A 12,198-nucleotide genomic window follows, 5' to 3' on the forward strand; every position below is an offset into this window, starting at 1 on the left:
TACATTGAGAATTATTTGAGTTGGTTTAGGTTTATGGAGAATAACAAAGAATATTCAGATCAAACGTGGATAAAAGAGGCTTTATAAAATGAAATTTCTATTACCCACACTAAACTACAACACAGCCATATAAACACAGTTACCTTAGCATTTATTAAGCTACCGTCAATATAGTAAAATAAAATAATGAAGAAATAGCTTAGGTTATCAATATAAATAATTAAAGCAGTAAATTATTGTATATAAATTGAAAAATATCCCCCTGCCTTTAAAATCACTGTTAATTTTATAAAAGATGCGATAGCTTAGCGCTATTTTTTCATCATAAAGGTTTTTATTTTGCATACGCGAGTACTTTCTCAACTTTATATTTTCATTGCTTTATTTACCATGGCACTGTTTTCATGCTCTAGCTCTGCCCATAGTGATGACATTAATAAGGCGACTTTATCGTTAAATAACAGTGAGCAATATCAACTTGTTGTTACAGTCGACTTTATACATTTATTAAAAAAACATCTAGCAATCTCAGGTGATGATACTAAGGTAATTAACCTACTCAAGCAGCACTCATTTGTTGAACAAAAAAAGCTACTTGAACATCTGCAAGTTATTTTAAGCCAGCAAACTAGTCTGCATTTTACTGATATAAATGAGCATAAAAATATTAAAGGCAGCATTGAAGGGAACATTGAACAAAACCTAAAGCACAATATCGCGCTATTTAAAGGCTTACAATTGCAGCATTTAAAACGAATATTATCTCAACAAGCAGGCTTAACAGAATATAAAGTGCAATTAAGCGTAACCGGAGATATTTTACAAGGGATGGATGAGGTTGCGGTGCAATTTTCGCCACTACTTGGTGATATTGTGCTTAAAGTAATTCGACCACAGCAAGAAATAATCAGCTCAGCAACCCTAAGTAAGCGTTATAAAATCAGCCCAACGAACGCCAACTTAGCGGCAAGTAACACGATAGTGCCTAAAACAATAAAACTTGCCGCTGATTATATTTATCAGGGTTTTGTTCATATTCTGCCACAAGGCTTAGATCATATTCTTTTTGTTTTAGCTCTTTTGCTTTTTGCTAAACGCCGTTCTACCTTAATATGGCAAGTATCGACCTTTACCCTAGCACACACCATTACACTTGCTTTGGGTATTTATGGCATTGTAGAGCTGCCTAGCACGATTGTAGAGCCACTCATTGCCCTATCTATTGTCTATGTAGGAGTTGAAAACATTTACCGAGCAAGAACAAAAACCATTAGCCATACACGTATGCCAATAATATTTGCCTTCGGTTTGTTACATGGTTTAGGTTTTGCTTCGGTATTAGGTGATGTGGGATTGCCGCAGAGCCAATATGCTTTGAGTTTACTCTCATTTAACCTTGGTGTTGAACTAGGACAACTTACGGTTATTGCCCTCGCTTTTATGTGTTTATACCCCTTGATGAATAAAAATTGGTATCAAACAAAGCTAGTGATGTCGCTTAATATTGCTATTGCCGTAATCGCTATGTATTGGCTAATTGAACGACTTATCTAAATTAAGCGGTGATTAATACCAATCCCATTAAGTTATTGCTCACTTGTACTAGTTAAAATAGCTCAAGGCTGTGTTGCTCTCACTCCCAATAGCCAGCTATTGCTCAATCGAGCGCCTTACCTTGAGTTATTTTTCCTGCGCACAACAAGATCACAAACTTAATGGAACTGGTATAAATAAACATCCTAGTGCTTTCACATCAACGTGCAGGTTTTTAAATACAACCTGCCCTAAAAGTTTTGAAGTCTTCCCTCATTCTTTTCTCATTGTTTCCTTCCTGTAAGAAATAATAAAATAATCTACAGGGAGAAAAGAAGAAGCACTGCAGGAGAAGTACCCAGATACATTAACGTCTCAAAAGATAGGATGTATGGGAGAGCCCTGAACGTAAAAGGTGAGCTAAGCTCACCTTTTTCTAAAAAAACATCATGTACACGCGATAACTTAGTGCGATATAGACGTTGTTTACACCAACAACCTAAATATTTTTCACACTAATATCGCCAATTTTTAAGCCTGCTACTCGATCACGTTCTTGGCGCTTTTCACAGGGATCGTCACAGTTACATGATTTATCGATGCCGACATTGGCTAGGCCTCCACAACTACCGGCAAGCGTTTTGTTCTGAAATATATAACCCACCGCCATTGCCATAACAATAACAAGAAAAAAAACTAAGGTGATTAAAAACATAACCATAATGAATGCCTACCTATTTGATAAAACTTTAATAAGTTGATTATAAAAATCACTTTTTAAATAACGAGAATAACGTCAGTAACTTTAATAAAACCCTGCAAACCTACTTGAGGTACTGCATGAATTTTACCGTGCTTTGCTCAGTAAAGCCATGATCAGTTTTCTCGATAATGTAAACCGCAAGTTCATTAGCCTCTGCAAACGCGAGCGCTTTTTCTTCACCCATCACCATCATTGCCGTAGCTAAACCGTCAGCAGTCATTGATGATGGATGAATTACCGTCACAGAGACCAACTTATGATTAATCGGCTTGCCGGTCTTTGGATCTATGATATGCGAAAATCGTTGGCCGTCAGCTTCAAAGTAAATGCGGTAGTCACCTGAAGTAGCAACCGCGTTATCTTTTGGCACAATGATTTGATGGACAACGCGCTCAGTACTTAAAGGCTTTTCAATCGCAACATGCCACAGCTCACCGGTATGTTTAAAACCTTTAAGACGCATCTCTCCACCAATTTCGACAAGGTAATTATTGATGCCGTTCGCCTCGACGAACTCAGCGACTAAATCAACACCATAGCCTTTGGCAATGGTGGATAAATCAATGTAAAGTTCGGGAATACTTTTACTTAACCTGCCGTTTTTAAATGCTAACTTATCTAAGCCTACTTGTGCTTTGGTTGCCGCTAGTAATTCCTCACTTGGCACTGTTTCAGGACGATATTCTGGCCCAAAACCCCATAAGTTAACTAACGGCCCAACGGTTACATCAAGCGCTCCGTTACTTAGCTCTCCTAAACGAACAGCCTCTTTAATTACCCGGGCTAAACCTGTCGATACATTAAACGGCTTAAGTGATGTTGATTGGTTAAATGTTGATAATTCGGAATCTGCAATATAAGTCGACATTTCCTGATTTAGCTGTTTTAACTTTTTATCAATACCTTGCTGAATTTTAACGACGTCGATGTTTTGTCCCACCAGTTTAATATTATAGGTGGTGCCCATAGTATTGCCTTGCAACAAATATTCTTCACGAGCAAAATCATTACTTGGGGAGCAGCCACTAAGCACCACTAGCAGGGTTGCTATTGCCAATAATTTAGCGGCTAATATGTGCTGAGTTAGGTTAAAACTATACGGCATTACAATATCCTTGATAAAAGTTTATTTAGCTAAAACAACATAAATTCATCAAAAAATGCATATTGTTTTAGCTAAATAAATTCAGTAGTAAAATTACAGGATGATAGGTATTAAAAAGGCGACCTAGGCCGCCTTTTCACTTAATGAATTCGCGAGCTTAATTAGCCACCGAAATCATCTAACATGATGTTTTCATCTTCAACACCCAGATCTTTCAACATATGAATAACGGCAGCGTTCATCATTGGAGGACCACACATGTAGTACTCACAATCTTCTGGCGCTTCGTGGTCTTTCAAGTAATTTTCATGTAATACGTTATGAATAAAACCTGTCATACCATCCCAGTTATCTTCTGGTTGTGGATCGGATAGTGCAACATGCCAATTGAAGTTGTCATTTTCAGCTGCAAGGCCGTTATAATCATCTTCATAGAACATCTCACGCTTAGAACGAGCACCATACCAAAACGATATTTTACGTTTAGTATGCAAACGTTTAAGTTGATCAAAGATATGAGAACGCATAGGCGCCATACCGGCACCACCACCAATAAAGACCATTTCACATTCGCCTTCTTTGGCAAAGAATTCGCCAAATGGACCTGAAATAGTCACTTTATCGCCAGCTTTTAAGCTGAAGATATAAGACGACATTTTACCTGCTGGTAAGTGTAAGCGCCCTGGAGGTGGCGTAGCAATACGCACGTTCAGCATGATAATGCCTTCTTCTTCTGGGTAGTTCGCCATTGAATAAGCACGTAATGTAGGCTCGTCAACTTTTGATTCTACGTCAAAAAAGCCAAAATGATTCCAGTCACCTTTGTATTGTTCATCGATATCAAAATCGCTGTATTTTACGTGGTGAACTGGTGCTTCAATTTGAATATAACCACCAGCGCGGAAAGGTACAGACTCACCATTGGGTATTTGTAACTTAAGTTCTTTAATGAAGGTTGCTTGGTTATCGTTAGAGATAACTTCACATTCCCATTGCTGAACACCAAAGATTTCATCTTCAAGCACGATATCCATATCTTGCTTAACTGCCACTTGACAAGCTAAACGACAACCTTCTTTTGCTTCACGTTTGTTAATATGGCCTGATTCAGTCGGTAGCAAGTCACCACCACCTGAATGTATTTCTACACGACACTGGCCACAAGTACCACCGCCACCACAAGCTGAAGGTATAAAAATACCTTGGTCAGCGAGTGCACCTAAAAGCTTACCACCAGCAGGGGTTACTACTGCTTTTTCTGGATCGCCATTAATGCTAATCGTAACGTCACCTGAAGAAACTAACTTAGATTTGGCAAGTAAAATCACCACTACTAAGGCTAGCACTATCACAGTAAACATCGATACGCCGAGAATAATAATTTCCATCGACTTTTCCTTTAATTTTCTCTAAGGGTTTTAACTAAGTAATTTACTCGAAAGTAAGCGTTCGCTAAAACCAACATAAACCTAAAGTGAAATACCACCGAAAGAAAGAAAGCCGAAGGCCATCAATCCTGCAGAAATAAATGTAATACCTAGACCTTTCAAGCCGTCAGGTACGTCCGAGTATTTCATTTTTTCACGAATACCCGCCATTAATACTATTGCTAACATCCAACCAATACCTGAGCCAATGCCGTAAACAACACTTTCACTTAGGGTTAAGTTTTTCGCTACCATAAACGACACACCACCAAAGATGGCACAATTAACAGTGATCAAAGGTAAGAAAACACCCAGCGCTTGATATAACGCAGGAAAGTATTTATCTAATACCATTTCAAGAATTTGCACTAAGGCCGCGATCACACCAATAAAGGTAATAAAAGACAAGAAGCTCAAATCAATAGAGTCTTTCGCCTCAGTAACACCCATTAGGCTGTCTAACGCACCTGGCGCTAAAATAGCTTGATAAATGATTTGGTTAACTGGCACTGCAATACCTAATACCACAACAACTGCAACACCTAGACCTATGGCTGTGCTAACTTTCTTAGAAACCGCTAAGAATGTACACATACCTAGGAAGAAGGTTAATGCCATATTTTCAATAAATATAGCCTTAACAAATATACTTAAATAATGTTCCATGACTGCTTAATCCTTCTCTACTTGTTCTGGCTTGAACTGGCGAATTGCCCAGATAATTAAACCGATAATGAAGAATGAGCTAAATGGTAAAACTAATAAGCCATTACCTTGGTACCAACCGTCATTTTGTATCAAAGTGAAAACTTCAAAACCAAATAAGGTACCAAAACCAAATAGTTCACGGAAAAAAGCAACAACCATTAGCACAGCACCGTAGCCTAAACCATTACCGATACCATCTAAAAAGCTAACACCTGGCTTTTCTTTCATCGCAAAAGCTTCAGCACGGCCCATCACAATACAGTTAGTAATGATCAGTCCAATAAACACCGAGAGCTCTTTTGATAACTGATAAGAAAACGCCTTTAACACTTGGTCAACTAAAATAACCAGTGAAGCAATAATCACCATCTGTACTATGATACGAACACTAGACGGTATTTGATTACGTATAAGTGAAATAAATAAATTAGAAAACCCCGTCACTAGCATTACAGCAAGCGTCATCACCAAGGCATTCGCTAATGAGCTTGTAACTGCCAACGCAGAACAAACACCAAGCACTTGCAGGGCAATAGGGTTATTGTCGACAACCGGTCCAAATAATACCTTCTTAGTATCTGTAGACATTAGTTTAATCCTCCATCGCGGTAGTTAGTAATAAATGGACCATAGCCCTCTTTGCCTAACCAAAAATGCAATGTATTCTCAACACCATTACTGGTTAACGTTGCACCAGATAAGGCGTCTACCCCATAAACATTACCAGCTTTGGCGCCGCCTTTAACAATTTCAATTGCTATATTACCTTGCTCGTCAAACATCTTCTTACCTGGCCACAAAGCTTTCCACTTGGGGTTAAGTACTTCAGCACCTAAGCCCGGTGTTTCTTTTAGATCAGAGTAGATAACACTTTTCACGGTATTTAAATCAGACTCTAAACCAACAAAGCCATACATTAGATCCCACAAGCCAGAACCAACAATAGGTAAAACTATGGTTGATACTTCACCTTGCTCATCTTTCACTAAATAAACCACAGCATTATCGGCCTGACGATTTATACCGGCAATGTCATCTTCAGGTTTTGAGCTTTTAGTTGTATCACGCGCATCGGCACGTTCATCAAAGGTTTTAACATTACCTTCAATAACTTTACCTGTTGCCAAGCTAATCATTTTTGCATCAACAAACTTGTTATAAGTTGCAACAACATCATCACCTGCAAATGCTAACAGACCCGCAGCTTCAAGAATCTTAGTTTGTTTATCAAGCAATTTATTGGCGGTTTGTAAGGGTTTTAAACCAACCGCCGAAATTGAGACTAAGGCAGCACAAACTAAACAAATTATAAATACGAAACCAACAGTTCCGCCGAAAGTTTCTTTCTTTTTAGTATCAGACATTACGAGCAAGCCTCCGTTTGATATTTCCTTGAGCCACAAAGTAATCAAGTAATGGCGCAAACAAGTTAGCAAATAAAATAGCTAACATAATACCTTCTGGGAATGCGGGGTTAACAACACGTATCAGTACCGTCATCAGACCAATCATTGCACCGTACCAATACTTACCTTTATTGGTAAATGCAGCCGTTACTGGGTCTGTTGCCATAAACATCATACCAAAAGCAAAACCGCCACTCACTAGGTGCCAATACCAAGGCATAGCAAACATAGCATTACTATCACTGCCAATAGCATTAAATAGCATTGACGTTAACACCATTCCCGTAAACACACCCAACACGATGCGCCATGAGGCAATACCTTTATAAAGTATATAAGCACCACCCAGCAGAACCATTGCGGTAGAAACTTCACCAACGGAGCCTGGAATATAGCCTAAGAAAGCATTCCACCAATCAGTACCAACGGTGTAATCGTTCATACCTTGACTTGCTGCACTTAACGTTGTTGCACCAGAGTAGCCATCAACAGCAACCCAAACAGAGTCACCAGAAATATCTGTTGGATAAGCAAAGTATAAAAACGCACGACCAGATAACGCTGGGTTTAAGAAGTTTTTACCTGTACCACCAAATATTTCTTTGGCAATAACAACACCAAAAGTAATACCGACAGCGGCTTGCCATAACGGAATGGTTGCCGGTAAAATTAGAGAGAAAAGTACTGAAGTAACAAAGAAACCTTCGTTAACTTCATGTTTACGCACTGAGGCAAACATTATTTCCCAAAAACCACCAACAATAAATACTGTTACATAAATAGGTAAAAAGAATACTGCACCGTAACACATCTTGCTGAACCAACCAGATTCTGCAGATAAACTACCGCCCAACATTTCAAAGAAACCGACTTGCCAGTTATCAGGTAAAGCATAACCTGCCGCTAGGGCGTCAGTCGCTTGAAAACCAATGTTGTACATACCCCAGAACATGGCAGGGAAAACTGCTAACCATACTGAGATCATAATACGTTTAAGATCAATACTGTCACGAATGTGAGTTTGACCTTTGTTTACTTGGCCAGGAGTAAATAACCCTGTTGCAACGGCTTCGTAAAGCGCATACCAAGTTTCAAATTTACCGCCTTTTTCAAATTGCGGTTCAATATCTTCAATAAACTTTTTCAAGCCCATGACTAACCTTCCTTCTCAATTATGGTTAGGCAATCACGAAGGATCACGCCGTAATCCGTTTTGCCTGGACAAACAAACGTGCACAAGGCTAAATCTTCTTCATCAAGCTCTAAAGCACCAAGCTGTTGCGCTCTGTCAGTATCACCGGCGCATAAATCACGCAATAATAATGTCGGTAAAATATCTAACGGCATAACACGTTCGAAATTACCAATAGGCACCATAGAGCGAGGACTACCATTAGTTGTAGTGGTCATGTTAAACAACTTCTTAGGAAAAAAGTGTGACATGTAGGCACGCGTTACTGAAAATTTATTAGGACCTGGATACATATAACCGATAAAATCTTTTTGTCTACCTTCGAGGATCAAACAAATTTGCGTATGATAGCGCCCTAAGTAACCTTTAACGCCTGAAGCTATAGAGCCTAGTAACAATGAACCCGAGACTACACGTAACTCACCATCAAGTGTTTCATCAGCAATAATTTCTGCAACATTTGCACCTAATACGGTACGAACCAAACGAGGGTTCTTTACAGCAGGACCGGCTAAAGAAATGATACGGCTACTGTCTAATTCGCCAGTAATAAACAAATGTCCGATAGCAATAACGTCTTGATAGCCCGCATGCCATGAAACTTTATCAGCACTCACTGGCTTGAGAAAATGCATATGAGTGCCAACTAGACCAGCAGGATGTTTTCCAGCAAATTCATTAACAATGGCAGATGAATTAACCGCAATATCACTATCTGGTGCTTTACTAACAAAAACCTCACCATCAGTTAAGCGTGCAAGCACAGCTAAACCGTTAGTAAATGCTGCACTTTGCTCAGCGATAATTATTGCTGGATTTGCGGCCAATGGATTAGTATCCATAGCGCTGACAAATATGGCAACAGGGGTAGCATCTACCGCAGGGATCTTACTAAATGGGCGTGTACGTAATGCCGTCCACAAACCTGAGTTAACTAGGTTTGCAACAACATCTTCACGCGCGATGGAGTCGAGTTCGTTAGCGCCATAGCGAGTAAACGTTTCTTGCTCACTGCCACCAACTTCGATGACAACTGATTGAAATACGCGCTTTTCACCGCGATTAATTTCCTTAACAACACCTGAAGTTTGAGCCGTGAATTTAACGCCAGGATTCTTTTTATCTTCAAAAAGTGCCTGACCTTTTTTAACGCTTTCTCCAACCTTAACAAACATGGTTGGGCGCATACCCACGAACTCTTCACCTAATGTTGCAACAGTTTTGATGGACGGACCATCATGGATTACCTGCTGGGGGGCACCTACGACAGGAACATCCAGACCTTTTTTTATCGTAATCATAAACACTTGCACTACTTTTGATGGGAGTAATCAAAATCAATTATCGAGCTATTTAACCACACTTTATGTTGCAAAATATCACAACAATGAGCGCAGAAAGTTAACAAAACGACCGATTTCAGTGTATTTCAGTAAAGTCTTAATTTACTTTTGATAAATCAAGGTTCACTGGCTCTAGTTAAAATTTCTGGCGCGATTCTAGCACAAAACCACATTTTGATGCCATATTAAGCAGCACAAAAAATAACTATTTAGTCGTATAACCTCTAATTCGCGCATTAATTAAACAAAATTTTCTTTTTTTAGCGAAAACTTAGCACGACAGGTCATCAATTTTAGCTCAAAACTGACGGACGTTCTTAAAGAAGAAAGTTGCAAAGATGAAAGTTTAAAAAGAATTAATAACACCAATCCCATTAAGTTATTACTCACTTGTACTCGTTAAAATAGCTCAAGGCTGTGTTGCTCTCAATCTCAATAGCCAGCTATTGCTCAATCGAGCGCCTTACCGTGAGTTATTTTTCCTGCGCACAACAAGATCACAAACTTAATGGAACTGGTATAACACTTATTATTTGAATCTAAGATATAAAAAAACCGACAGTTTGTCGGTTTTTTTATCACAACGATTAGGTTACTAATCCATCAGTCACTAGGCTATATAGTGCTCAATGTTGGTTGTATGTCATTTAAAACAAGTTAAAGCAAGTTATTGATCGCTAATTCAGGATTAATATCTGCGTCATAATCAACGCCAACAACGCCAAAACCAAACAACTTCAAAAACTCTTGATGATAACCAACATAATCGGTTAACTCATCAATGGTGTCGCTATCAACCGTGTTCCAAATGTCGGTAACACGTTTTTGCACACTGTCTTCAAGTTCTTTGTTGTTTTGACGTAAGCGCCCTGCTTCATCAATAATAGGATTTTTACCGTATATATTGTCTCTAAATAAGCCTTGAATTTGCTCGATACAACCTTCGTAAGTACCGTCAGCTTTCATCACTTTAAACATCGCTGAAATATATAATGGCATAATAGGAATGGCCGAACTGGCTTGTGTTACTACCGCATTGAGTGATGTAACATAAGCTTCACCCTTAAGATTAGCTGTGGTTGCTTTTATTGCCGTTGACGCGCGATCTAAATCTTCTTTTGCACGCCCAATAGTTGCATGCCCATATATTGGCCAAGTTAATTCTTTACCAATATAGGTATAAGCCACAGTTTTAAAACCATCCGCCAATACACCAGCATCACCGAGTGCTTTAATCCACAGTTCCCAATCAGCGCCGCCCATGACATCGATAGTGCCTTGAATTTCTGCTGCTGAAGCGGCATCAACTGACATTGAATCAATCGTACGTTTAGAGGTATTTAAGTTTTTCGTAGTCACACTTTCCCCGATAGGTTTAAGTGCTGATGAATAAACTTCGCCGGTATCTGGATCCGTACGACGTGGTGACGCTAAGCTGTATACAATCAGGTCAATTTCACCTAACTCTGCTTTTATGGCGGCAATAGCTTTTGCTTTAATCTCATGAGAAAAAGCATCGCCATTAATATTTTTTGACCATAAGCCCGCTTCGTCAGCCGCTGCTTGAAAGGCTGCGGTATTATACCAACCTGCTGATGCGGTTTTTCTTTCTGTCGGTGGCTTTTCAAAGAAAATGCCTAATGTTTTAGCGTCATTACCAAAAGCCGCTGTGATTCGAGATGATAAGCCGTAACCTGTTGAGGCACCAATAACTAGCACGTTTTTAGGTTTAACATCGGCTTGAGGCTGACTTTTTACATAAGCAATTTGCTCACTGACATGCGCTGCACAGCCGGCAGGATGAGCATTAGTACAAATAAAACCACGAATTTTTGGCTTAATAACCATAACTATACCTTCTTAGTGTCACTTCAAAATTCCAGTAATATACAACACAAAGTCGTATGGTGATACGGAGTTATTCAAAGCTACAATTTGAGTTTGAAAAATGCTTAATTAATATTAACTAAGCTTAATTGACTGTCTACAAGCAATTTTCCGACTAGTCTACTCTGGCTTTACCTCTTAAGAGATGCGACCAGTGGTAATATCTAGTAATGTAAGCGACAAAAGTGTTGTGATGCTAGTTATTAAATAGATAATGTCGTTCAAAAAATTCATAAAGCCATACTGAGATGGCTCGAGGCAAACATGTAAGCGCAGCATACCGTACATCCTGTATATCGCTGCTTCTTCACATCCCTGTGAGCGCAGCATACCGTACATCCTGTACATAAAAGCACCGTTAACATAACATTAACGGTGCAAAATATAATAACGAGTGCTTTAGCAGAGATACACGAATAATTTATCCTGTTTTTTTACTACCACCTAAGCACTTAGGTGATAAAGGTGTGTTCTCAGCGTAATAGTTTTTCCACTCTTGTTCAGTATAAGTATGTAGGGCTAGTGCATGAATTTTATCTGCAAGCTCTGCCGCTAATAATGTGTTGATGGCGCGATGGCGCTTAATCAAACGTTCACCTTCAAATTCATCTGAAACAATAATCACTTTAAAGTGCGACTCGCTACCCGGTGCAACATTATGCATATGACTTTCATTAATTACATCGAGATGAAGGGGTGAAAAAGCAGAAAGTAATTTTTCTTCAATAATAGCTTCGATTGTCATAGTATTTTCCCTAAGGTTGATCGGCTAATGGATCAGTTTTGATTTTAGTCGTTACTGATAATTATGCCATTTATCTAGACAGCTGACAG

11 protein-coding genes are annotated in these 12,198 nt (G+C 39.0%); 1 reads left to right on the forward strand and 10 read right to left on the reverse strand.

Translation table 11 applies throughout. From position 1 onward, the window contains the following. The first annotated feature begins 339 nt into the window (after positions 1-339). Entirely contained in the window at positions 340-1,554 is a 1,215-nt protein-coding gene (locus tag ESZ39_RS10225) for a HupE/UreJ family protein (RefSeq protein ID WP_223270341.1), read from the forward strand. Positions 1,555-2,032: 478 nt separating this feature from the next. On the opposite strand, the gene nqrM is transcribed toward ESZ39_RS10225, so the two are convergent. From nqrM to ESZ39_RS10275, 10 genes are all read right to left on the reverse strand, one after another. After that, positions 2,033-2,254, reverse strand: a complete 222-nt coding sequence (gene nqrM, locus ESZ39_RS10230) for a (Na+)-NQR maturation NqrM (RefSeq protein ID WP_146879813.1) — start codon at positions 2,252-2,254, stop codon at positions 2,033-2,035. Positions 2,255-2,357: 103 nt separating this feature from the next. Further along, on the reverse strand, positions 2,358-3,401 hold the full coding sequence (locus ESZ39_RS10235; protein WP_146879814.1) for an FAD:protein FMN transferase: 1,044 nt from the start codon (positions 3,399-3,401) through the stop codon (positions 2,358-2,360). A gap of 161 nt (positions 3,402-3,562) precedes the next feature. Continuing rightward, the gene (gene nqrF, locus ESZ39_RS10240) at positions 3,563-4,789 is read right to left on the reverse strand and encodes an NADH:ubiquinone reductase (Na(+)-transporting) subunit F (RefSeq protein WP_146879815.1); all 1,227 of its coding nucleotides are present in this window, start codon (positions 4,787-4,789) and stop codon (positions 3,563-3,565) included. 81 nt (positions 4,790-4,870) lie between these two features. Further along, positions 4,871-5,494, reverse strand: coding sequence for an NADH:ubiquinone reductase (Na(+)-transporting) subunit E (nqrE, locus tag ESZ39_RS10245; RefSeq protein ID WP_146879816.1), 624 nt, complete (start codon positions 5,492-5,494; stop codon positions 4,871-4,873). A 6-nt stretch (positions 5,495-5,500) separates the two neighbouring features. Then, complete coding sequence (locus ESZ39_RS10250; RefSeq protein WP_146879817.1) at positions 5,501-6,124, reverse strand: NADH:ubiquinone reductase (Na(+)-transporting) subunit D; 624 nt, start codon at positions 6,122-6,124, stop codon at positions 5,501-5,503. Beyond that, the gene (locus ESZ39_RS10255) at positions 6,124-6,900 is read right to left on the reverse strand and encodes a Na(+)-translocating NADH-quinone reductase subunit C (RefSeq protein WP_146879818.1); all 777 of its coding nucleotides are present in this window, start codon (positions 6,898-6,900) and stop codon (positions 6,124-6,126) included. Before ESZ39_RS10255 ends, ESZ39_RS10250 begins: the two co-directional genes overlap by 1 nt. Then, a complete protein-coding gene (locus ESZ39_RS10260; protein WP_146879819.1) occupies positions 6,893-8,095 on the reverse strand; it encodes an NADH:ubiquinone reductase (Na(+)-transporting) subunit B in 1,203 nt (400 codons plus the stop codon). Before ESZ39_RS10260 ends, ESZ39_RS10255 begins: the two co-directional genes overlap by 8 nt. Positions 8,096-8,097: 2 nt before the next feature. Beyond that, complete coding sequence (locus tag ESZ39_RS10265; protein ID WP_146879820.1) at positions 8,098-9,435, reverse strand: Na(+)-translocating NADH-quinone reductase subunit A; 1,338 nt, start codon at positions 9,433-9,435, stop codon at positions 8,098-8,100. A 699-nt stretch (positions 9,436-10,134) separates the two neighbouring features. After that, positions 10,135-11,325 carry an enoyl-ACP reductase FabV gene (gene fabV / locus ESZ39_RS10270; protein WP_146879821.1) on the reverse strand — a complete coding sequence of 397 codons (1,191 nt, stop codon included), beginning with the start codon at positions 11,323-11,325 and terminating at the stop codon, positions 10,135-10,137. A 460-nt stretch (positions 11,326-11,785) separates the two neighbouring features. Then, positions 11,786-12,109, reverse strand: a complete 324-nt coding sequence (locus ESZ39_RS10275) for a BolA family protein (protein ID WP_146879822.1) — start codon at positions 12,107-12,109, stop codon at positions 11,786-11,788. Positions 12,110-12,198 lie beyond the last annotated feature (89 nt).

The organism is Colwellia sp. C1TZA3, assembly GCF_007954265.1.
In the GTDB taxonomy this organism is placed as follows: domain Bacteria; phylum Pseudomonadota; class Gammaproteobacteria; order Enterobacterales; family Alteromonadaceae; genus Cognaticolwellia.